The sequence below is a fragment of the Prevotella sp. P6B1 genome (assembly GCF_000702825.1).
GTDB lineage: Bacteria > Bacteroidota > Bacteroidia > Bacteroidales > Bacteroidaceae > Prevotella.
Genome location: NZ_JNKF01000011.1, coordinates 502,466 through 525,166, shown reverse-complemented (window position 1 = coordinate 525,166; position 22,701 = coordinate 502,466). Strand labels below are relative to the sequence as shown.

17 protein-coding genes are annotated in these 22,701 nt (G+C 47.8%); 12 read left to right on the top strand and 5 right to left on the bottom strand.

All coding sequences use genetic code 11. The features are described from left to right. Positions 1 to 6: 6 nt before the first annotated feature. The 3 genes from T495_RS0106355 to T495_RS0106340 all read left to right on the top strand — a co-directional run bounded on the left by T495_RS0106355 (position 7) and on the right by T495_RS0106340 (position 5,444). Positions 7 to 1,005, top strand: coding sequence for a hypothetical protein (locus T495_RS0106355; protein WP_155950165.1), 999 nt, complete (start codon positions 7 to 9; stop codon positions 1,003 to 1,005). Between the two features lie 14 nt (positions 1,006 to 1,019). Continuing rightward, positions 1,020 to 4,151, top strand: a complete 3,132-nt coding sequence (locus tag T495_RS15130; protein WP_081832036.1) for an Ig-like domain-containing protein — start codon at positions 1,020 to 1,022, stop codon at positions 4,149 to 4,151. Between the two features lie 465 nt (positions 4,152 to 4,616). Then, positions 4,617 to 5,444, top strand: a complete 828-nt coding sequence (locus tag T495_RS0106340) for an SGNH/GDSL hydrolase family protein (protein ID WP_033147988.1) — start codon at positions 4,617 to 4,619, stop codon at positions 5,442 to 5,444. Positions 5,445 to 5,517: 73 nt separating this feature from the next. On the opposite strand, the gene rpsA is transcribed toward T495_RS0106340, so the two are convergent. The 3 genes from rpsA to T495_RS0106325 all read right to left on the bottom strand — a co-directional run bounded on the left by rpsA (position 5,518) and on the right by T495_RS0106325 (position 11,477). Continuing rightward, entirely contained in the window at positions 5,518 to 7,293 is a 1,776-nt protein-coding gene (gene rpsA / locus T495_RS0106335; RefSeq protein WP_033147987.1) for a 30S ribosomal protein S1, read from the bottom strand. A 315-nt stretch (positions 7,294 to 7,608) separates the two neighbouring features. Continuing rightward, positions 7,609 to 8,946: an NADP-specific glutamate dehydrogenase gene (locus T495_RS0106330; protein ID WP_028904542.1), complete on the bottom strand. Its 1,338-nt coding sequence runs from the start codon at positions 8,944 to 8,946 to the stop codon at positions 7,609 to 7,611. 227 nt (positions 8,947 to 9,173) lie between these two features. Then, entirely contained in the window at positions 9,174 to 11,477 is a 2,304-nt protein-coding gene (locus T495_RS0106325) for an NADP-dependent malic enzyme (protein WP_028904541.1), read from the bottom strand. Between the two features lie 185 nt (positions 11,478 to 11,662). Here T495_RS0106325 and T495_RS0106320 point away from each other — a divergent pair, with 185 nt between their 5' ends. Next, positions 11,663 to 12,223: a TetR/AcrR family transcriptional regulator gene (locus T495_RS0106320; RefSeq protein ID WP_197018882.1), complete on the top strand. Its 561-nt coding sequence runs from the start codon at positions 11,663 to 11,665 to the stop codon at positions 12,221 to 12,223. Between the two features lie 41 nt (positions 12,224 to 12,264). On the opposite strand, the gene T495_RS0106315 is transcribed toward T495_RS0106320, so the two are convergent. Next, entirely contained in the window at positions 12,265 to 13,764 is a 1,500-nt protein-coding gene (locus T495_RS0106315; protein WP_033147986.1) for a DUF4301 family protein, read from the bottom strand. A 109-nt stretch (positions 13,765 to 13,873) separates the two neighbouring features. Between T495_RS0106315 and T495_RS0106310 the strand changes: the two genes are divergently transcribed. Together T495_RS0106310 and T495_RS0106305 are read left to right on the top strand one after the other, a co-directional pair. Continuing rightward, positions 13,874 to 15,946 carry a bifunctional (p)ppGpp synthetase/guanosine-3',5'-bis(diphosphate) 3'-pyrophosphohydrolase gene (locus tag T495_RS0106310; protein WP_033147985.1) on the top strand — a complete coding sequence of 691 codons (2,073 nt, stop codon included), beginning with the start codon at positions 13,874 to 13,876 and terminating at the stop codon, positions 15,944 to 15,946. A 14-nt stretch (positions 15,947 to 15,960) separates the two neighbouring features. Continuing rightward, positions 15,961 to 16,245, top strand: coding sequence for a hypothetical protein (locus T495_RS0106305; RefSeq protein ID WP_155950145.1), 285 nt, complete (start codon positions 15,961 to 15,963; stop codon positions 16,243 to 16,245). On the opposite strand, the gene T495_RS0106300 is transcribed toward T495_RS0106305, so the two are convergent. Continuing rightward, positions 16,246 to 17,226, bottom strand: coding sequence for a GNAT family N-acetyltransferase (locus tag T495_RS0106300; protein WP_028904331.1), 981 nt, complete (start codon positions 17,224 to 17,226; stop codon positions 16,246 to 16,248). A 138-nt stretch (positions 17,227 to 17,364) separates the two neighbouring features. Between T495_RS0106300 and T495_RS0106295 the strand changes: the two genes are divergently transcribed. From T495_RS0106295 to T495_RS0106270, 6 genes are all read left to right on the top strand, one after another. After that, a complete protein-coding gene (locus T495_RS0106295) occupies positions 17,365 to 17,892 on the top strand; it encodes a nitroreductase family protein (protein WP_033147984.1) in 528 nt (175 codons plus the stop codon). A 20-nt stretch (positions 17,893 to 17,912) separates the two neighbouring features. Next, complete coding sequence (locus T495_RS0106290; protein ID WP_028904329.1) at positions 17,913 to 18,431, top strand: HAD family hydrolase; 519 nt, start codon at positions 17,913 to 17,915, stop codon at positions 18,429 to 18,431. Then, positions 18,425 to 19,003 carry a Maf-like protein gene (locus T495_RS0106285; RefSeq protein ID WP_051651886.1) on the top strand — a complete coding sequence of 193 codons (579 nt, stop codon included), beginning with the start codon at positions 18,425 to 18,427 and terminating at the stop codon, positions 19,001 to 19,003. The genes T495_RS0106290 and T495_RS0106285 overlap by 7 nt, the downstream gene beginning before the upstream one ends. Positions 19,004 to 19,011: 8 nt before the next feature. After that, the gene (locus T495_RS0106280; protein ID WP_028904327.1) at positions 19,012 to 19,956 is read left to right on the top strand and encodes a hypothetical protein; all 945 of its coding nucleotides are present in this window, start codon (positions 19,012 to 19,014) and stop codon (positions 19,954 to 19,956) included. Between the two features lie 20 nt (positions 19,957 to 19,976). Then, positions 19,977 to 20,777, top strand: a complete 801-nt coding sequence (locus T495_RS0106275) for a DnaJ domain-containing protein (protein WP_033148112.1) — start codon at positions 19,977 to 19,979, stop codon at positions 20,775 to 20,777. Positions 20,778 to 20,875: 98 nt separating this feature from the next. Continuing rightward, positions 20,876 to 22,699, top strand: coding sequence for a transporter substrate-binding domain-containing protein (locus T495_RS0106270; RefSeq protein WP_197020349.1), 1,824 nt, complete (start codon positions 20,876 to 20,878; stop codon positions 22,697 to 22,699). The last annotated feature ends 2 nt before the right edge of the window (positions 22,700 to 22,701 follow it).

Here is a 22,701-nt window from a genome sequence, read left to right as displayed (position 1 = left end):
ACAGAGATGATGATGAAAAGGTGGTTTTTATTATTAATCTCCAGTGGACTGCTTTTGACAGCGCAGGCTGACGACCGCCAACTGAGTAAACTTCAATATTGGTTTGACGACAACCAGTCGGCCATGGCGGAGCAAACACTCAGCGGTACGAAGCAGACTATCGACCAAGCGGTTGATGTGAGTGGTCTGCGTGAAGGCATGCATACCTTGTATTTCCGAATAGGGGATACGACAGGACAATGGTCGCCTTTGCAGGTATGGACATTCTTTGTTGCTCCGATTCGTGACAAAGGTGCCAAGGCCATCAAGGCAGTGGAATACTGGATAGATAAGAATCTTGCAGATCGCAAGACTGCGGAAGTGAGTGGTGACACTTGGCAGCAGGCATTTGACGTCGCCGGTTTGTCGGAAGGCATCCATACGCTGAACTATCGCTTTGTGGATAATTACGGCGATTACAGTCCTGTATCTCAAGCTATATTCTCGAAAATCCAGAAGAAGGCGACACAGATTAAGAAGCTACGCTACTGGTGGAGCAATCGCACAGATATGATAGAGGAAGTGGAGGCCGACCAACCGTCATTTACATACGAAAGTCTGCTGAAAGTTCCCGGATATGCGCGGCAAGACCCGTTGACAGATAAAGGTGTGGCTCGCTTTAACTGTGTGGCAGTTGACGACCAAGGTCGCCAGTCGGCATCCTTCTATGAGGATGTTATCTATGCCACAGGCCCTGAGTTGATAGTGGATAGATATTCTGCAACTGCAGGTACTAACATCAGTCTCTCATGGAGCTATACTGATGCCAGTGGTGTTAAGGATTACATGGTTTATTATGCTAAGGATAACAGTCCTTATGTATTGTATGACCCTTCTACCAATGCCACTTCTATGGAGTTCAAAGGAGATAAAGGTGCCTATCGTATCTTGGTTGTTGCCCGTAATAATAATGGTCAGCGTACCAGTATGGATGACGAGTGGTCTGTCTTGGTCGTTTTTAATTAAAAAAGGCAATCAATATGAGAACAAGATATTATATTATTCTGTTGTCTTTCCTCTGCCTGTGGACAAACCTCGCATATGCTGGTGGTATTAAAAGGATCAAGGTGGGAGGATGTGTGGGCCTATATGTTTCATGGGCAGGAGGCGTACTCGAAAGTGCCAGTTGGTCAGTCTCTGGCAGTTGCCTTAGAGATGGCTATGGCGTATCTGGCTCCCGTACGATTTGGGGCGTCAAACCTGGAACAGGAACTGTTTCCTGTAGTTATCGTTACTATACGTTCAATTATTTCGATCATTCCAAGGTTTATCACAATGGCTATGATTCGTGGACCATTGAGGTGGAGTCGAATGATCCGAAATCGGTATCGGTATCGCCTAATTCGGTTGAAATTGACGTAGGACGAACCGTAAACGTTTCTGCCGACGTTTCACCCTATGACGCAGAGTACAGTTTGTCATGGTCATCTTCCAACTCAGGAGTGGCTTCTGTAAGCGGGTATGGTAATTCGGCTACTATAACAGGCGTTGCAGAAGGTACTACCACTATTTCTGCCACAACAAATAACAATGTAACCGGCAGCTGTAACGTGAAGGTTTGGGGAATATCGCCTACGGAAGTATCTATCTCCGGTGAGTCGGGGGTATATATTGGATATACCATACAGTTGAAGGCAGGTTTCACACCTTCTACGCACCACTCAACTGTTACATGGTCGTCGGACAAGACTGCTGTGGCAACGGTCAATCAAAATGGTGTGGTGACGGGAATTGGTTCGGGAACGGCTGTTATCAAGGCTACAACAGCTAATGGTCTGTCGACAACAAAGACGATTACAGTGACGGAGCCTCCGTTTACGTTGGAGAAGACTACTCCCACAAATGGGGCCACCAATGTGACGGTATTCGAGCAGCCCTCTGCTACTTATTCTCTTTCACTTTATTCAGGCTCCCTGGCTTCGCAGATAAAACTGTATGCCGGTTCGGAGTCGGACAAAGTTGACGGACAGGTGAGTATCTCTGGAAAGACGGTGACTTTTGTGCCTACAAAAGCACTCAAGCCCTTTACCAAATATACCTTCCTGATTCCGGCAAATGGTGTAAAGAACCAATGGGGTACCGGCTACTCCAAGGACGTCAGCTTCTCCTTTACAACGGGCGATGTCTCACCCATGACGATGACTGCGTCGATGGCGGCTGGCTATGTAGAGGAAGGCGACCTGTTGGTGCTGAAAGCCAGTGAGAGTGATGCCGAGATACGTTATACCACTGACGGCTCGGAGCCTTCGGAGAACAGTAAGCTCTATACCTCGTCCATTGTTATCAATAAGGAGGTGACGATATGGGCACGAGCCTATAAAAATGGTTATGCTACACCGGAATATAAGGGCACTTACAAGATCAGTCATGTTCATGTCACCGATAAGTATCCGGTGGATGAGCAGTTGTATATCTACAAGGACGTGAATCCTTATATCAACTATGAGATCAATGTCATGGAGGGTCCGCAATTCTCGAATCTGATGGTCAAGAGAGAGGATGGCAAGGTGGTGAGCGGTAAGTTTATCCTGCACCTGAGGCGTTTGGCCTTTGTTCCTGATAACGATCTGGAGTTGGGTCACACTTATACGATTATAGTTCCTGAAGGGGCTGTGGTGTCGGGTGACAGCGAACCCAACAAGGCCATGCAGTGGAGCTTTACCTCAGGCGAGTTTGTTCGCAGTATATCAGCTGGTTATCAACAGGCTGCTGCTGTGCGTACTGACAACACCCTGTTGTATTGGGGAAAGAAGATGAACCAGTATAATGGCGGTGATTATACAGACTATGCACTATGGGAAAGTCCTCGTGAGATTGCCAGTGATGTCAGCGTGGCCAGTTGTGGCTATACGCACAATATCTTGGCAAAGACCAATGGCCAGGTATGTGGCTGGGGCTTGCAGTTCTGTGGTGAGGTAGGAACAGGTTCTACGCTCATTGCTAATCCTGCAGTGGTCTCTAATGAAAACGCTTCGCAGGTAGTGGCAGGTCCACAGGTTTCGGCCATCCTGAAGGATGGTACATTGAGGATGGCTGGTCGTAATGATTTCGGTCAGGTTGGCGATAGGACCAATATGGCTTATTATCTGTACCAGGATGTCAATCTGACGAATGTCAGACAGGTTGCCTTGGGTTGGCAGACTGTCATGGCATTGCAGCAGAATGGTACGCTTTACGGCTGGGGTGACAATGCGAATGATTTGTTGGCTGACGGCACCCAAAAGGATAGCTATGTGCCCAAGCAGATCATGGCAGGCGTTGATACCGTTGCCATCTCTAAATGGAGTAACACGAATGCTGCCGTGGTTAAGAATGATGGCACACTGTGGACCTGGGGATGGAATGATGTCGGACAGATAGGCGACGGCACAACAGTTCAGCCAGAAGGTCCTGTCCAAATCATGAATCAGGTACATGCCGTTGCTGTTGGAAACCGTTTCATGGCAGCCATTGATACTGATGGCGCACTATGGACTTGGGGTGACAATAGCTACGGGCAGCTGGGCGATGGCTCTACCACAGCTGTGGCACAGCCCCATAAAGTCATGGAGGAAGTGGAGAGTATCGAATTGGGTGATAACTTTGCTGTGGCATTGAAGGTGGATGGCAGTGTATGGACATGGGGTGCCAACGACTTATCACAGTTGGGTAATGGTGCGAAGTCGACATATAACGCGACACCCCAACAGATTATCTCTGGTCGCGAGCGGAAACAGGCGCAGGGTGTGCAGGTCATGGATGCTACACTTCAATTGCTGCCAGGTGATGACGCTGTTATCTGCGCCAAGCCAGTTCCACTTCAGGCCGACTACCATGAATGGAGCTGGAGCAGCTCTAATACGAATGTAGCTACTGTTGATAAACGTGGTGTGGTAACCGCCATTGCCTTAGGTACAGCTGTCATCACGTTGACCTCTGATAATGGGGAAACGGCTAAGTGTACCATTACGGTTGTAGAAGAGCTCGATGGCATTCAGTCGGTAGTGACACTTCCTGAAGTCTTTGACGTCTATAACCTGCAAGGACATAAGGTGCGCTCGAAGGCAACTGACCTCAAGGGGCTGTCAAAGGGGGTCTATATTATTAACAACAAGAAGGTGCTGGTTAAATAGCACCTTTTTGTTTTTCCGTTATCTGGTACAAGGCGGGAAGAGTGGGGTGTCCTTCCATGGCGATAAGGCCTTGTAGCGGAAGTAGGGATCTGTGCGCCTGAGTTGAAATGCTCTACGACTTCCAGCATCATAAACTTGTTTCGCCTTAGAAACAAAGTAGCCAGCGTGAAACGCTGGCTAGATTCGTAATTAAGTGTACCAAATTGATGGCATTGGTTGCTGTGTACTGGAATCGACTAATTTGTCGTCGATCTGTAATTTCTCGTCATTGGTTTCGTTCTTAGTTGTCATAAGCATTCCTTTTAGGTGATTTTTAGTTGCAGCAAATATACGCATTATTCGGGTTGGTTGTTCTCGAAAGTGCCTTTTTTTATATCTGATTAACATAAAAATGCAGTTTGCAGTATTTACATTCATATTTTATTCGTATATTTGCATCCGATTTATAAAAACAAATTAATAACGATGTACAACAAAATTAATCTACAACTACGAATGTTGGCAGTACTACTGTGTGCTGCGTTTGCCCTCAAGGGCTTGTCGCAAACTGTTTTTACGCACCCCTGGCAGGGGAAGCGTGTGGCTTACTTTGGCGACTCGATTACCGACCCGCGTAACAGCGGCTCGAAAGTTAAGTACTGGGGCTATCTGGCCGATTGGTTGGATATCAAACCTTACGTGTACGGGGTGAGTGGTAGGCAGTGGAACGATATTCCACGACAGGCTGATAAATGTTTCGAAGAGCATGGCGACAGCATTGATGCCATTGTAATTTTTATCGGTACCAACGATTACAATGCGGGTGTGCCCATAGGCGAGTGGTTTACCCAGAAACCTGAAAAGGTGGTGGCTGGCATACACGAGAAGAAGCACCCGGTGGACCGCTTGCATCGCTATCCGCTGATGACCGACAGTACGTATCGCGGACGTATCAATATCGCGCTTAACAAGGTAAAGCGCTTGTATCCCACCAAGCAGATTATACTGCTCACGCCTATTCACCGTGCAGGCTTTTATGCCAACGACAAGAACTGGCAGCCTACCGAGGATTATACCAACCAGTGTGGCGAGTACATGGATGCCTACGTTGAATCGGTGAAACAGGCTGGCAAGATTTGGGCGTTGCCTGTGATTGACTGGGGCGCTATGAGTGGACTCTACCCGCTGATGGATGAGCACGCTCAGTATTTCAAGAGTGCCGAGAACGACCGCCTGCACCCCAATGATAAAGGGCACGAACGCTTGGCCCGTACCCTTTACTATCAATTGCTTACTCTGCCGTGCACTTTTTAAGTGCTGGCACCATCAAAATAAAAAGTCCCTCTGACATACATCAGAGGGACTTGAGTTTATAGGGTAGGGGGAATTACTTCTCGCCCTTCTCCATCTTAGCCTTCAACTCAGCCAGAGCGTCGATATCACCGAGAGTTGTGCTAGCAGCGATATTCTCGATCTTTGGAGTGTCGTTCTTGCGAGCTGGCTTCTTAGCGGCCTTCTTCTCCTCACGAGCGGGATCCTCGAAAGTACGGCTGTGAGAGAGGATGATGCGCTTAGAATCCTTGTTGAACTCGATAACCTTGAACTGGAGAGTCTCACCTGCCTGAGCCTGTGAACCATCCTCCTTAACGAGGTGCTTAGGAGTAGCGAAGCCCTCAACGTTCTCCTCGAGAGCTACAACGGCGCCCTTCTCGAGCATCTCGCTGATCTTACCCTCGTGGATAGAACCTACAGCGTACTTACCCTCGAATACATCCCAAGGATTCTCCTCGAGCTGCTTGTGGCCGAGAGAGAGACGACGGTTCTCCTTATCGATATCCAGAACTACAACCTCGATCTGCTCACCTACCTGTGTGAACTCTGAAGGATGCTTAACCTTCTTAGTCCAGCTCAGGTCACTGATGTGGATCAGACCGTCAACACCCTCCTCAAGCTCAACAAATACACCGAAGTTGGTGAAGTTGCGAACCTTTGCAGTGTGCTTGCTGCCTACAGGATACTTAGTCTCGATAGCCTCCCATGGATCCTCGCGGAGCTGCTTGATACCAAGGCTCATCTTGCGCTCGTCGCGGTCGAGAGTCAGGATAACAGCCTCTACCTCGTCGCCAACCTTCAGGAACTCCTGAGCTGAACGCAGGTGCTGGCTCCAAGACATCTCTGATACGTGGATCAGACCCTCAACACCAGGCTGAATCTCAACGAATGCACCGTAATCGGCGATAACGACTACCTTGCCCTTTACGTGGTCACCAACCTTGAGGTCAGCATCCAGAGCATCCCAAGGATGTGGAGTGAGCTGCTTCAGACCGAGAGCGATACGACGCTTCTCGTCGTCGAAGTCGAGAATTACAACGTTGATCTTCTGATCGAGCTCTACTACCTTGTGAGGATCGTCTACGCGGCCCCAAGAAAGGTCTGTGATGTGGATGAGTCCGTCAACACCACCGAGGTCAACGAATACACCGTAAGAAGTGATGTTCTTAACGGTACCCTCGAGGATCTGACCCTTTTCGAGCTTACCGATGATCTCCTTCTTCTGGGCCTCGAGCTCAGCCTCGATAAGAGCCTTGTGAGATACAACAACGTTACGGAACTCCTGGTTGATCTTAACAACCTTGAACTCCATAGTCTTGCCTACGAACTGGTCGTAGTCGCGTATGGGGTGAACGTCAATCTGTGATCCGGGGAGGAAGGCCTCGATACCGAATACGTCAACGATCATACCGCCCTTAGTGCGGCACTTGATGTAACCCTGGATGATAGCGTCTGCCTCGAGAGCCTCGTTAACCTTCTCCCAAGACTGGCTCAGACGTGCCTTCTTGTGAGAGAGGATCAGCTGACCTTTCTTGTCCTCTGCGCTCTCTACGTAAACCTCTACCTTGTCGCCGATCTTCAGATCTGGGTTGTAGCGGAATTCAGAAGCGGGGATGATACCGTCGCTCTTGTAGCCGATGTTGACAACAACTTCCTTCTTGTCAATAGAGATAACTGTGCCCTCTACTACCTGATGGTCGGCAACCTTGTTCAGGGTTTCGTCGTAAGCCTTGTCGAGCTCTTCCTTGCTAACATTAGCTACTGTTCCGTGCTCAAACTCGTCCCAATTGAAATCGTCGAGTGGCTTAACGTTCTTTGTTAATTCTGACATAATAAAATTTTATTGTGCCCCTCGTTTGTGTGTCGGGGCAGGATCTGGACAGACGTTTACCAGACCATTTTTAAAGGGTTAATAATCGATAGGAGCAAGCGCCTGTTCCGGCCCCTATTCCCCCTTACGGGGGAGAAAGCGGCTGCAAAGGTACTACTTTTTTGGATAATAGCTGATGATTGATAGATGATAGGTAAAATATTTATGTTTATTTAACAAAAAAGAGGACCGACTCTCACGAGCTAGTCCCCTCCCATTCCAGTTTTAACCTTTTATACTTTACTTTACTAACTATTTAATTATACAACTATTCATTTACACAATGCCCTGAGCCATCATGGCGCTGGCAACCTTCATGAAGCCGGCTACGTTAGCACCCTTCACATAGTTGATGTAACCATCAGCCTGTGTACCGTACTTCACGCAGTTCTCATGAATGTCGTTCATGATGCGCTTCAGATAGTCGTCAACCTCCTTAGCAGTCCAGCTCAGACGCTCAGAGTTCTGCGACATCTCAAGACCTGATACTGATACACCACCAGCGTTAGATGCCTTACCAGGAGCGTACAACAGCTTGTTGTCCTGGAAGATCTTGATAGCCTCGGGGAGTGAAGGCATGTTAGCACCCTCAGCAACAGCGATAACACCATTGTCTACGAGAGCCTGAGCCTGCTCGCCATTGATCTCGTTCTGTGTAGCGCAAGGCAGAGCGATATCAGCCTTCTCGTGCCAAGGACGCTCACCAGCGTGATATACTGCGTTAGGATACTCCTCGGCATATTCCTTAATACGTCCGCGCTCAACATTCTTCAGCTCCTTAACATAAGCCAGTTTGTCGAAGTCGATTCCGTCTGGATCGTAGATGTAACCGTCAGAGTCAGAGAGAGTCATGGGGATAGCACCCAGCTGCAGGCACTTCTCAGCAGCATACTGAGCAACGTTACCAGAACCAGAGATCAGCACCTTCTTACCCTTCAGCTCGATGCCACGAGTAGCCAGCATTGAAGTCAGGAAGTAAACTGTACCATAACCCGTAGCCTCAGGACGGATGAGTGAACCACCGAATGAGAGACCCTTACCTGTGAGTACACCCTGGAACTGGTGTGTGAGCTTCTTGTACTGTCCGAACAGATAGCCAACCTCACGACCACCTACACCGATATCACCAGCAGGTACGTCCTCATCGGGACCGATAACGCGGTAAAGCTCGTTCATGAATGCCTGGCAGAAACGCATTACCTCAGCGTCGCTCTTGCCACGTGGTGAGAAGTCTGAACCTCCCTTAGCACCACCCATGGGCAGAGTTGTCAGAGAGTTCTTGAAAGTCTGCTCGAAAGCCAGGAACTTCAGGATACCCAGGTTTACACTCTTGTGATAACGCAGACCACCTTTGTAAGGGCCAATAGCGTTGTTGTGCTGGATACGGTAACCCATGTTGGTCTGTACCTTACCCTGATCGTCAACCCATGTGATACGGAACTCGCAAACACGATCGGGGATGCAAAGGCGCTCAATCAGATTGGCCTTTTCAAACTCGGGGTGCTTGTTATACTCCTCCTCGATAGTGGGAAGAACCTGAGAAACTGCCTGGATGTACTCCGGCTCATTAGGGAAGCGCTGCTTCAACTCTTCAACAACTTTTGCTGCATTCATAATCTTTAATCCTTTTTTTGTTATTGTTTGAAATTTAATTTCTTAATTCTGTTTGCAAAATTACAGTAAAACAACCGAAATAACAAACTTTTTATCACTTTTTTACTCAAAAAACTTTCATTTTGATAGATTATTGATTTAAGTCAAGACAAAATGGCGAAAAAAAGCTCCTTTTTTGTGTCCGAGCACAAAAAAGGAGCCTATATAATATAATAATGTGTAAGCGATTACTTGCTTATTACTGACAATTTGCTCTTAATTTTGTCAACATACGCATCAATTGTCGCTACAGCCACGATATTTACGACATCTCGAACGCTGGCGCCGAAGTCGATAAAGTGGATAGGTTTGTTAAGTCCCATCTGGATCGGGCCGATGATCTCGGCATCGCTACCCAGCATCTGCAGCATCTTGTAGGATGAGCGGGCCGAGGTTAGGTTGGGGAACACCAGTGTGTTAACCTTCTGGCCCTTCAGACGTGTGAATGGGAACTCCTGATCGCGCAGTTCATCGTCGAGGGCAAAGCTGAGCAGCATCTCGCCGTCGATAGGCAGGTCGGGGTACAGCTCGTGCATCTTAGTTACGGTATCCTTCACCTTCAGGGCACCGTCGCTGGTGCTACTGCCGAAGTTAGAGTGAGATATCATGGCAATGACCGGCTTCTCGTTGAAGAAGCGTACGGCTGTAGCTACAAGCTTTGAGATATCGAGCAGTGCCTCGCGGTCGGGATTCTCGTTCACCATGGTGTCGGCAATATAATAGGTGCCCTTAGGTGAGTTGATGATATGCATTGTACCGAAGTGTTTGTACTCAGGACGGATACCAATCACCTCTTTTACCACCTTTACGGTATTCGAGTACTTGGTGTACAAGCCAGTGATAAAGGCGTCGGCCTCGCCGGTCTCCACCATCATCATACCGAAGTAGTTGCGCTCGAACATCTTATCGTTGGCCTCCTGGAAGGTATAGCCTTCGCGCTGGCGCTTCTCGGTCAGTATGCGGGCGTAGCGCTCGCGGCGCTCCTGCTCGTTGGGGTGGCGCAGGTTCACAATCTCAATGCCGTCCAGGTTCAGGTCCATCTGGGCTGCCATCTTGGTGATTACCTCGTCATTACCCAGCAGGATGGGGTAGCAGATACCCTCGGCCTTGGCCTGTACGGCTGCCTTCAGCATGGTGGGGTGAACGGCCTCGGCAAATACCACGCGCTGTGGGTGGGCAGCTGCAGTGGCGTAAAGCTTCTGGGTAAGCTTGGTTTCCTGTCCCAGCAGTATCGAGAGCGAACGCTTGTACTCGTCCCAGTCTTTAATATCCTTGCGGGCTACACCGCTCTCAATAGCAGCCTTGGCTACGGCTGAGGATACTTCGGTGATGAGTCGTGGATCGACTGGCTTTGGGATGAAGTAGTTGCGACCGAAGGTCAGGTTGTTCACCTTATAGACATCGTTCACTACGTCGGGTACAGGCTGCTTGGCCAGGTCGGCAATGGCGTGTACAGCTGCCAGCTTCATCTCCTCGTTGATAGCCTTGGCGTGAACGTCGAGGGCGCCACGGAAGATGTAAGGGAATCCGATAACGTTATTAATCTGGTTGGGATAGTCGGTACGACCGGTCGACATCAGTACGTCGGGACGTGCCTCCATGGCATCCTCGTATGAGATCTCGGGCACGGGGTTGGCCAGTGCGAAGATGACGGGATCCTTGGCCATCGACTTCACCATATCCTTTGAGAGTACATTACCCTTTGACAGTCCAACGAATACATCGGCATCCTTAACGGCTTCGGCCAGCGTGTGGATGTCGGTACGGCTGGTGGCAAAGAACTTCTTCTGCTCATTCAGGTCCTGACGCTCGGTAGAGATGACGCCCTTAGAGTCGAGCATCACAATATTCTCTTTCTTGGCGCCGATGGCCATGTAGAGCTTGGTGCAACTGATGGCGGCAGCGCCGGCACCGTTGACTACGATCTTTACCTTGCTGATATCCTTGCCGATAACCTCCATGGCGTTCTTCAGTCCGGCGGCGCTGATGATGGCTGTGCCGTGCTGGTCGTCGTGCATCACGGGGATATCGAGCGTCTTCTTCAGACGGTCCTCAATATAGAAACACTCAGGTGCCTTGATGTCCTCGAGGTTGATACCGCCAAAAGTAGGCGCGATGCGCTCTACGGCCTCGCAGAATTTCTCGGGGTCTTTTTCAGCTACTTCAATATCAAATACATCAATACCACCATAAATCTTGAACAGCAGTCCCTTACCTTCCATAACGGGCTTGCCGCTCAGGGCGCCAATATCGCCTAGGCCCAATACGGCTGTACCGTTTGAGATAACTGCTACCAGATTTCCCTTGTCGGTGTATTTATATGCATCGTCGGGGTTTTCTTGAATTTCCAAGCAGGGATAGGCTACGCCGGGAGAGTAGGCGAGACTTAAGTCTGTTTGTGTACGATAAGCCTTTGTAGGCTTAACTTCGATTTTGCCAGGGCGTCCGCTCTCGTGATATTCGAGCGCGGCTTCTTTCGAGATCTTTACCATAAAGTGTATTATTTATAATGTGATTATTCTGAAATACGGGTACAAAAATACAAAAAACTAATGAAAAACATTTGGGTTTTTAGTTTTTTTTTGTAACTTTGCTGCCAAATTGAATGATTATGCAAGAAAACATTGAAATTTCGAAGTATAAAAGGGGTTTGAGGGAGAGAATACCCGAAGTGGCAATGAAACTTTTTACTGAGCGGGGTATCAATTCGGTACGTATGGATGATGTGGCCCAGACCATGGGCATATCGAAACGTACCATCTATGAACTGTATAATAAAAAGGAGGATTTACTGTTCGAGGTGGTGGTGAAGCACTTCAGGCAGCGTTTGGATGTCATGGAACTGGTGACCAGTCGTTGCAATAACGTGATGGAGATACTGCTCGAAGTATATCGGATGAAGGTGGCTGACTTTAAGAATACCAATCCGCTCTTTTTTACTGAGATGGTGAAATATCCCGAATTGCAACAATTTCTGACAGAGCAGAATGACCACATGCGTGAAAACAGTTTGCTGTTTATCCAGCGCGGTGTGGATGAGGGCTACTTCCGTTCCGACTTGGATTATCAGATGGCGGTACTGCAGTTTGATGCCATGGGGCAATATGTCATGGAGAAGGAACTGTACAAGCAGTACTCCATTGAAGATATATTCCGAAACCTGGTGTTCGTGTCGCTTCGAGGGCTTTGTACCGATAAGGGTATCAAGGCGATTGATGCGATGCTTGAACAGAAATAATAAAGAAATCCCCGCTGGTTGGCGGGGATTTCTTTTTGGTATTACTGATGCTGTTCGCGCAGCAGATCGTTCACAGTCTTTACTGGATTGAAGGTGCCCAGAGGAACCTCTACGAAGATGGTGCTCCAATCGCTCATGGCACCATTCCATAGTCCTGGCAACTCAAGGGCTTTCAGTTCCTTGCCAGCCTTTGATTTCGAAGAGATGAAACCTGTGGTCTTATCGACAAATGCTGGCAGGTTGAATGGCTTGCCCTGATAATCCTTAACGGCGCATACCAGATCAACGGGATTGAAGTGTGTACCCTGGGTAAACATCTTCATGTAGGCCTCGTTGTTTGTGTCGATCTGACTGCTTTCCAGAATCTGCAGGCTTACGGTGCCGTCCTGATTATATGTAAGGAATGGACCACCACCAGGTTCGCCTACGTTCTTAACAACACCGCATACACGCATAGGACGGTTCAGCTTCTTACGCAGATAGTCGGCATCAACCTTGTTGTTCTTGGCATCGGTGCACAGGTTCTTGGCTACGAATGCTGCCATTTCCTGCAACTGAGCCTCGGTAGCACCGGCATCGAGCTGACGAAGATACTCGAAAGCCTGCTTCTGTAGGGTTACCAGCACACCTGCAATCACCTGCTTCCACTCCACAGTCTCGGGCTTCAAACGGTCGGGTACCACATTGTCGATATTCTTGATAAAGATGACGTCGGCTTCGATTTCGTTCAGGTTCTCAATCAGTGCGCCATGACCGCCTGGACGGAAAAGCAGACTGCCGTCCTCGTTGCGGAACGGGGTGTTGTCGGGATTGGCGGCAACGGTATCGGTAGAGGGCTTCTGCTCAGAGAAGGTGATATCATACTTAATGCCATATTTCTTAGCAAAGAAGTCTGCCTTCTCGGCAACCTTTGCCTTGAACAGCTCCATGTGCTCGTGACTCACGGTGAAGTGTACGTGCGACTCGCCGTTGGAAGCAGCATAGAGTGCGCCCTCAACCAAATGCTCCTCCATGGGTGTGCGGGATCCCTCGGGATACTTGTGGAACAACAACAGACCTTTGGGTAGCTGGCCGTAGTTCAACCCCTCGGCCTTCAGCATATTGGCAGCTACAGCCTTGTATTTGCCTTCGGCGATAAGAGCCTTGATGCCCTTGCCCTCATTCTTCTGGCAGACAGCATTCAGTGCCTCGAAGAAGGCGAATTTCTCAATAGAATCGAAATATTTCTTCTCGAAATCGGTGGTTGGTACGTCGTAGTCGGCATCGACAAATGCGAACATGTTCTTAAACATACGACTGGCCGCACCTGAGGCTGGCACAAACTTAACAACACGCTTGCCTTCGGCCTTATATGCGTTCCATGCTTCCACCAGTTTCTGGCGCTCGTTGGCATCGGGGGCGATAATGCCGTTGCCGACACCTGCAGCAGCCTCTAACTTCAGGAATGGAAAACCTGTCTTAAACTCGTTCAATTGATTCTCAATCTGCTCCTGGGTAATGCCCTTTTGAGCAATTTGCTTCAAGTCTTTCTCTGCTAACATAATAAAAAAAGGTATTTTGTCAAAAAACTACGGCAAAAGTAACCATTTTTTTCGAAAAATGAAAATAAATCCAAAGAAAAATGTATCTTTGTAGCGAAAAATAGAGTTTATGGCAGAAAAATTTGCATTTACATATGAACAGAAGAAACGCATGGCTTCGCAGACGGCCGAAATCCTGACTGAGGAGATAGGACTGAAAGGCGATGCTATTGTGGCTGTAGAGTTGATACCGGAAATTGAGGCGGGGCATATCACGCTCGATGAGGTAGAGAAAACTCATGGCGAGTCTGTTTCACGAATTCTTCATGGATTGAACCGCATCCAGCAGCTATATGAGAAGAATCCGGCTGTTGAGAGTGAGAACTTCCGTAACCTGTTATTGTCGTTTGCGGAGGATATGCGCGTGATTCTCATTATGATTGCCAACCGTGTGAATCTGATGCGCCAGATCCGCGATACAGAGAATATTGAGGCAAGACTGGAGGTTTCGCAAGAGGCGGCTTATCTCTATGCGCCGCTGGCTCACAAGTTGGGTTTGTATAAACTGAAGAGTGAGCTCGAGGACTTGTCGCTGAAATATATGGAGCACGATGCCTACTACCACATCCGTGAGAAGCTGAGTGCTACCAAGGCATCGCGTGATGCCTACATCGAAAGGTTTATCAAGCCTGTAGAACAGAAGATGATGGCGGCGGGTATCCGTTGTCATATCAAGGGACGTACTAAGAGTATCCACTCTATCTGGCAGAAGATGCAGAAACAGAAATGTCCCTTTGAAGGCGTTTACGACCTGTTTGCCATCCGCATCATCATCGACTGTCCGTTGCAGCAGGAGAAGATGCAGTGCTGGCAGGCATACTCGATAATTACCGATATGTATCAGCCTAACCCCAAGCGCTTGCGTGACTGGTTGTCGGTACCCAAGTCGAACGGCTACGAGTCGTTGCACATCACGGTGTTAGGCCCGGAACAGAAGTGGGTAGAGGTACAGATACGTACCGAGCGTATGGATGAAGTGGCTGAACGTGGTGTGGCTGCCCATTGGCGCTATAAAGGCGTGAAGGGTGAGACGGGTCTCGATGAATGGCTGACCAATATCCGTACCATGCTGGAACATGCTGACGGACTGGACGCTATGGACCAGTTTAAGATGGACCTCTATGAAGACGAGGTGTTTGTCTTTACGCCTGCAGGCGATCTGTGGAAGTTCCCGGTTGGTGCCACCGTGCTCGACTTTGCTTATCATATCCACTCCAAACTGGGGAATCAGTGTACCGGAGGACGTATTAATGGAAAGGTGGTGCCTATCCGCTATGTGCTGAAGAGTGGTGATCAGGTAGAGATTCTGACTTCGGCAAACCAGAAGCCTCGTCAGGAGTGGCTTAACATCGTGAAAACCTCACGTGCCAAATCCAAAATCAGACTGGCACTGAAGGAGACTCAGGTAAAGGATGGACTCTTTGCTAAGGAAATGTTGGAGCGAAAGTTCCGTAATCGTAAGATAGAACAGGACGACAGCATCATGTTCAACGTCATCCGTAAGATGGGCTATAAAGAGGTGAGCGACTTCTATAAGGCTATTGCTGATGGTGTACTCGATACAAATGATGTTCTTGATAAGTTCTTGGAACTCAGAGATAAAGAGTCTGTTGTTACAGGAGATAATCAGGCCCGTTCGGCCAGCGAGTTCGAACTCGATGAGTCGAAGATTGCTGGTTTGAATCAGCATATGAACGATGATGTGCTGGTGATTGACCGTAACCTGAAAGGACTCGATTATCAGTTGGCAAAATGCTGTTCGCCCATCTATGGCGACGATGTGTTTGGCTTTGTGACCGTGAACGGTGGTATTAAGATTCACCGTTGCGACTGTCCGAATGCGCCTGAGTTACGTCGTCGTTTCGGATACCGTATTGTCAAGGCGAAATGGAGTGGTAAGGGATCGTCGCAGTATAGTATCGCACTACGTGTGATAGGAAACGACGATATAGGTATCGTCAATAATCTTACTTCTATCATCTCGAAGGATGAGAAGCTGGTGCTTCGCAGTATCAATATCGATAGTCATGATGGTTTATTCAGTGGTAATATCGTTGTGATGCTCGAAGATACCTCGCGTCTGGAAGCACTGATAAAAAAACTCCGCACAGTGAAAGGTGTAAAACAAGTATCACGCATCTAAATACCCATTTCAGTATGAATAAGAAACTACTATTTGCAGCATCAGTCATGCTTGCTCTCGTGGCTTGTCGAGGAGGTCGTCAGCCTATGACTCCTGTAGAGGAAGAGAATATCGAGTATCGTCCCTTGGTTACTGATTCGGCAGCTATCGACTCGATAGCCTATTCGGGTTTGGTTGACAATGAGGCAGCTCTTGAGGTGCCTGACATCCCCCAAGACAAGGATGTTAATATGAATGCCTCTGACGTAGAGATTACGGATATCATGTCAGGGGGTAACGTTGAGGAAATCAAGAAGTAGCTACTCTCTGTATATCCATGATAACAAGGCATTCACCCATCGTATGGAAAAACGGAACCAGCGATAGGTGCTCTGCTCCTTACCGCCGAATCGCAGAATGAATTCGCGGTAGGGATTCTTCTGGAACGGCAGGCCGACATCCATAAACCGCATGTGTTGATAGCCTTGTTCGTAGGCGTGCTTCATGACATCCCAGATGATGATGGTGTCGGGATGCAGGGCGTGGTAACTCTTGCGTTTGAAGGCCGAATACCATAAGTAGGCATCGCCCTCACTATATACACAAGCTGCGCAGGCAATCACTTTGTGATGGTATTTGGTAACGAAGAGGTTACCGTTGGTGCTTGCCATTAACTCGCGGAAGAATATATCGTCAGGGATATAGCGCTTAGGCTTGAGGATGTGGTGCTTGCGTAGTAATTGTGAAAAAGCCTTGAAATCAGCTTCAGTGTTAACAATCTCGGTCTGTGCACCACGCTGGTGGGCGTGGTCTATGCGCCGCTGCAGTTTCTCGCTGATACGTTCTTCGGGAGCATGCCGATGCAGAGAGTTGTGAATCGATATCCAATTCACTGGGTAATAGTTGTTCTGACGCAACTGCTTGTAGCCCAACATCTTTTGGCTGAGGTTGCTGACCTCTATGAATAATACCCGATTGTCTAACTTACGAGTTAAAGCATCCAGCATACAGCCGAACAGTTCATCTTTCTTATAGGCAGGGTCGTCGCAGTAAATGCCTTCGCTCAATATGCGGCAGTGTATCAGCAGAAAAGGGGGTAGTATCAACGTGCGGAAGCGAATGATGCCTAACATGTGGCAGAGTTCGCGACCAGTGCCGTCGGTTATCACCACCATATAGGGACGTTGGCGTGGAGCGGCCTCACACACTTCCATCAGTTCGCGGCTGTGGAAATAGCTACCTTCGCGAAGTGCGGGCATGCCTTTGGATTTTGTGTATATGGTAGTAATCAGTTGATTCATGGTGCAAAGATATATAAAAAAAGCTACACAGAGATATAAAGTTGCATTGTTTTTTGTTTTTTTATTATAATTCTCGGTGTCGTTGTGTCACTGTATTGAAAAAAAATAGTACCTTTGCAGCATAATAATTCGAATGATATGACAAATTTTAAAGATTTGGCGCAGTTGCGTCGTAGCCATCGCAAATTCTCGGCTGAAGAAGTTGATCCTGATCACCTCAAATTAATACTTCGTGCAGCATTGATGTCACCCACGTCTAAGAGTCAGCGCGCCTGGCAATTCGTAGTGGTCGATGACAAAATGGATCTTGAGAAACTGGCGGATGCCAAGGACATGGGTAGTCAGTTCCTGAAAGGGGCGCCTGTAGCCATTGCCGTACTGGGCGATCCTATGCAGAACGACTGTTGGGTAGAGGATGGATCTATTGCAACCATCTCTATGCAATACCAGGCTGAAGAACTGGGGCTCGGTTCGTGCTGGATTCAGATGCGTGGTCGCGGACTAAGTGATGGTACGACGGCTGATGAGGTGATTCGTGGTGTGCTTGGCATTCCCGACAACTACAACTGTCTCTGTATCTTGGCTTTAGGACATTGGCAGGATGAGCGTAAGCCTCAGGACGAGGAGAAACTGAAATGGGAAAACGTTCACCTGAACAAGTTTTAAAGTTCAAAGCTCAAAGTTCAATGATTAACTACGATTTAAATAAGATCAAGGCCATTATCTTTGATATTGATGGCGTGCTTAGTGCAGAGACCATCAACCTGAGTGCAGATGGAACACCTCTGCGTACGGTGAATATCAAGGATGGTTATGCCATTCAACTGGCTATGAAGTTAGGATTGCGTATTGCCATTATCTCGGGAGCACGGGTAGAAAGTCTGCGTGTGCGTTACGAGGGCTTAGGCGTAGAGGATATCTATCTGGGGTGTGCTGTTAAGATAGCTACCTATGATGAGTTCCTGGCTATTTATGGCTACACGGATGAGGAGGTGATGTATATGGGCGACGATATACCTGATCTGGAGATTATGCGCAGGGTGGGGTGCCCGGTGTGTCCCAAGGATGCCTGTCAGGAAATCCGTGATATCTCGCTCTATACCAGTGACCGACGTGGTGGTTACGGATGTGGACGTGATGTAATCGAACAGGTTCTTCGTGCACAAGGCAAGTGGGTCATGAACGAGAAAGCTTTTGGATGGTAATGAGGAAATACAAATATGTGTTGGCGAGTAATTCGCCTCGAAGAAAGGAACTCCTCGCAGGACTCGGATTAAAATTCGAGGTGCGTGTGATTAACGGAATCGATGAGAGCTATCCCGCATCGCTGCCTGCCAGTGAGGTGGCTCAGTATATTGCTGAGAAAAAAGCCGATGCCTATCGGAGTACGATGCAGGCGGATGAGCTGATTATTACGGCAGACACAGTGGTGATTGTGGGAGAGGATATTCTTGGGAAACCCCATGACGAGGCTGATGCCGTTCGCATGCTGCGTGAAATCAGCGGTCGTACGCATCAGGTGACAACGGGGGTATCGTTGCTGACATCCACACAGCAGTGTTCGTTCTCCGTTACGACCGATGTTACCTTCAAACAGCTAACTGATGAGGAGATACAACATTATGTATCGCATTATCGCCCCTTTGATAAAGCGGGCGCTTATGGAATACAGGAATGGATTGGCTATATCGGGGTGACGGGCTTGCATGGCAGTTATTATAATGTGATGGGGTTGCCTGTGCAGCGCATCTACACCGAATTGCAGAAACTAACTTAGTATTGCCAATGAAGAAAATTGTTTCAATCTTAATCGTCTTGATGTCGGTCGTTGTACAGACTGCTTGGGCCGACGAGAAGCATACAGCTGATTATATCCGTCAGCGTATTGATTCTGTCTATAGTCATCATGGTATGGCTGATATCGACTCGACTTACTGTACCTTGCGGTATCTCGAACTGGTACGTCAGGCCTGGGATGAGTTGGCTGAGGGTGAGATATTGTTTGATGCTGATCATTGGATTAATGCACAAGATTGGAGTAAAGATTTCACGGCAGAGGCTAAGGATATTGATATTCAGACCGATACAACAGCTATTGTTAGGGTTGGAATTCATAATTTTGGGCGTGATTACGAGGTGGTCTTAAGCCTGCATTATGAGCGTGATGACTGGTTTGTAGATGATTTTCTCGCTGCTGATGGCGGTGAAGGCGAGCGGGCCTACCTGACTCAAACCATCTGTACCATTCTGTGGCGTCGAATCGGACTGACCGACTCTGGTTTCCAGGATGTAGATGTGGCAAAATATTGCTATGTAGATATCGATGGTGATGGTTATGATGAAATCTGGTTGCGTTCAGAAGATAATCGTTTCGGTGCGTTAGTCAGTCTGGCGGGTAATGCGCAGTTGTTGGTGATTGAGCGTAGTCCACAGAGAGTGGTCTTTTATCGTGGAGCTGTAGGGGTAATCGGTAAAGCTGGTTACAACAGCGAGATCTCAAAGGTGGTAACGCTTCGCAATAGTCGCAAGTTTCATACTGTTGAATATCTCGCCACCGTGCCACTGGAGCTGGGCACGCCTATTTATGAATATTATTATGATGGACATCCTATATCGCCAGTTAAAGGCCGCCAGTTGATGCAGCGTGCCAAACAGAAAAGGAGTCAGCCTAAGCCGACTTGGCAGAATCTGCCCCAGGAAGAAGGTAGTGCTGAAGTTTCCGGTGATTGATGTTAAAAAAAGGAAAGATTATGGCTACAGGTAAATGGATAGGAGGATTTGTAGGATGGATGGCTGGTGGTCCCTTAGGAGCGCTGGCAGGCTATCTTTTAGGCTCGTTGTTCGAAAGTATGCTGAATGGGGTGAATAATCCTGACAACTCTGGTACGTGGCAGTCGTATAACGATGCTTATCAGCAGGCTTATCAACAACGTCAGCAACAGGGCCAACGTAACAGTTTCTTGTTTTCGTTACTGGTATTATCGTCGTACATCATCAAGGCTGATGGAAAGGCCATGCACTCCGAAATGGAGCTTGTCAGACAGATGCTTCGACAGAATTTCGGTTCGGTTGCCGTCCAGCAAGGTAACGATATTCTCAATCGTCTGTTTGAGGAACAGAAACGTGAAGGATGGACCCAGTTTAAGCAGACTGTGCAGGCTTGCTGTGGCCAAATATGTCAACAAATGGATTATAGTCAGCGTTTGCAGCTGCTGAATTATCTGGTCATGGTGGCCAAGGCTGATGGAAGTGTGCCTCAGAGCGAGATTTCGGCTTTGAAGGAATGCGCTCAGTGGATGGGACTACGTGCAACAGAAGTTGACCAAATGCTTCATTTGGAAGGAGACACATTGGAAGATGCGTATAAGGTGTTAGGCGTTAGTCCTGAAGCTACCGATGACGAGCTCAAGAAAGCCTATCGAAAGTTGGCTTTGGAGCATCATCCGGACAAAGTGGCAGCCTTGGGCGAAGATGTAAGAAAGGCCGCTGAGAAGAAGTTTCAGGAGATTAATGCAGCCAAAGATCGCATCTGGAAAGCCCGTGGATTGTGATTTTTTTAGTTTTTTTGGGGAAAATATTTGGCGGTTTGGAGTTTTTTTTCTAATTTTGTACCCAATCAAGGCTTTAAGCCTGATTAAGAATGACTATTATGAAGCTGAAACTGAACTACATATTGCTGTTCCTGACATTTACCCTCTCGGTAAGTGCAGCCAACCTCGGCTTCACCAAAGAGAAACCTCTGCTTTTTGGAATCGACGAAGATTATCCTCCGCTTGAGTTTATCGATGAGCAAGGAGAACCTAACGGCGCTGATGTAGAGTTTACTAAGCTTCTGATGAAGCGTTTGGAAATTCCATTTGAGTACAAACCTAATAATTGGGGAGCTATAGCCAATGACGTCTTGCAGGGTCGAGTAGATCTGGGCATGATGGTGTATTCGCCATATCGAAAGGATGTGACCAATTATTCACGTGCCGTTATTCGCTTGTATTATCAGATACTGACTCGTAAAGGTGCTAAGAAAAATTACGGTCTGCGTGACATGCATAACATGGAAGTGGCACTGATGGCCAGTCGGCCAGTTCGTGATACACTGCAGAAGATCGGAGCAAAACTGATTATCGTTGAAGATCTGACTAAGGCTATTAAAGATTTGTCGAATGGCAAATACGACGCATTAGTATGCTATAGATATCAGGCCAGATTCCTGACCCAAAAATATAATCTGATGAACATTGAACAGGAGGATCTGACGCTGACACCACGTGAATATTGCTATGTGAGCAATAATAAGAAACTGATTGATGCCATCAATAAGGAATTGGATAAGATGGAGGATGAAGGCTTGATTGACGAGGTGTATGGTAACGTGGCATCTACATTCAACGGGGTGATTATACCAGGCTGGGTGTATGGTTGCATCTTGGCTGTGGTGTTTGCGACATTGATAGGTGTGATTCTGATGCAGAAACGCAATACACGTAACTTGAAAAATGCTTTGGATTTAGCCCGCCAGAATGAGGAGAGGGCGCTGGAAAGTGAAGCTAAAGCACGAAAGAGTGAGGATGAGGCGCGGGCTAATGCTGAGATGGCTAAGGAGAGCGAAGCTATTGCCAGAGCGAACGCAGAAAGAGCTAAGGTCAGCGAAGAAGAGGCAAAGCGTAATGCGGCTATAGCTGAACAGAATGCAGAGATAGCACGGCGAAATGCTGAGGAAGCAAAGAAGAATGAGGAGAAAGCCCGTCAGAATGCAGAGGCTGCCCGTAAGAGTGAAGAGTTGAAGGATATCTTCCTGGGAAATCTCAGTCACTCGTTGCGTACACCACTGAATGCCATTATCGGATTCTCTGACTTGTTGATGTCTATGGAGGACGATACAATGTCACGAGAGGAGCGCGATAATTTATTGCAGTTGATTAATAAGAATGGACTTGACTTATTGCATCTGATTAATGAACTGCTCTCTCTCAGTGAGGTGGAAGGTGATAAGCAGCTATTCAAGCGTGAGGTGACAGATGTGGACTATGAGATGGGACAATATGCTTCAGAAATTCGTCTACAATTGCACAAAGGCGTACAACTGGATGTCGTAGAACCTGTGGGCGGTCTCCGTGCTCTCATTGACAAAAAACTTTTGCGCATCGTTACGATGCATCTCTTGGAGAATGCCATGCAACACACCACCGAAGGCAAGATTACGCTGACATATTACCTGAAGGCTGGTGGTCTGTATGTTGAAGTGAAGGATACCGGTGAAGGTTTACCAGAAAAATTGAAGAATAATATTTTCGGTCTGTTAAGCGACAAGAATACATATACCCACGACGAGAGTCAGGATAATCCGGGACTTGGACTTAGTGTTTGTAAAGCTATCATGGACCGTTGTAATGGTAAGATAGGAGCACGTGACAATACAGAAGACGGAAGAGGTTCTATATTCTGGTATTGGACTCCTTCGGAGATATTAAACTAGGA

Coding starts and splice junctions, on each gene's coding strand:
- rpsA (WP_033147987.1), bottom strand. CDS start 7,293: ATGTCAGAATTAACAAAGAACGTTAAGCCACTCGACGATTTCAATTGG.
- T495_RS0106275 (WP_033148112.1), top strand. CDS start 19,977: ATGGCTACAGGTAAATGGATAGGAGGATTTGTAGGATGGATGGCTGGT.
- T495_RS0106310 (WP_033147985.1), top strand. CDS start 13,874: ATGGCAGAAAAATTTGCATTTACATATGAACAGAAGAAACGCATGGCT.
- T495_RS0106300 (WP_028904331.1), bottom strand. CDS start 17,226: ATGAATCAACTGATTACTACCATATACACAAAATCCAAAGGCATGCCC.
- T495_RS0106320 (WP_197018882.1), top strand. CDS start 11,663: ATGAAACTTTTTACTGAGCGGGGTATCAATTCGGTACGTATGGATGAT.
- T495_RS0106305 (WP_155950145.1), top strand. CDS start 15,961: ATGAATAAGAAACTACTATTTGCAGCATCAGTCATGCTTGCTCTCGTG.
- T495_RS15130 (WP_081832036.1), top strand. CDS start 1,020: ATGAGAACAAGATATTATATTATTCTGTTGTCTTTCCTCTGCCTGTGG.
- T495_RS0106280 (WP_028904327.1), top strand. CDS start 19,012: ATGAAGAAAATTGTTTCAATCTTAATCGTCTTGATGTCGGTCGTTGTA.
- T495_RS0106285 (WP_051651886.1), top strand. CDS start 18,425: ATGGTAATGAGGAAATACAAATATGTGTTGGCGAGTAATTCGCCTCGA.
- T495_RS0106355 (WP_155950165.1), top strand. CDS start 7: ATGATGATGAAAAGGTGGTTTTTATTATTAATCTCCAGTGGACTGCTT.
- T495_RS0106330 (WP_028904542.1), bottom strand. CDS start 8,946: ATGAATGCAGCAAAAGTTGTTGAAGAGTTGAAGCAGCGCTTCCCTAAT.
- T495_RS0106340 (WP_033147988.1), top strand. CDS start 4,617: ATGTACAACAAAATTAATCTACAACTACGAATGTTGGCAGTACTACTG.
- T495_RS0106295 (WP_033147984.1), top strand. CDS start 17,365: ATGACAAATTTTAAAGATTTGGCGCAGTTGCGTCGTAGCCATCGCAAA.
- T495_RS0106325 (WP_028904541.1), bottom strand. CDS start 11,477: ATGGTAAAGATCTCGAAAGAAGCCGCGCTCGAATATCACGAGAGCGGA.
- T495_RS0106270 (WP_197020349.1), top strand. CDS start 20,876: ATGAAGCTGAAACTGAACTACATATTGCTGTTCCTGACATTTACCCTC.
- T495_RS0106290 (WP_028904329.1), top strand. CDS start 17,913: ATGATTAACTACGATTTAAATAAGATCAAGGCCATTATCTTTGATATT.
- T495_RS0106315 (WP_033147986.1), bottom strand. CDS start 13,764: ATGTTAGCAGAGAAAGACTTGAAGCAAATTGCTCAAAAGGGCATTACC.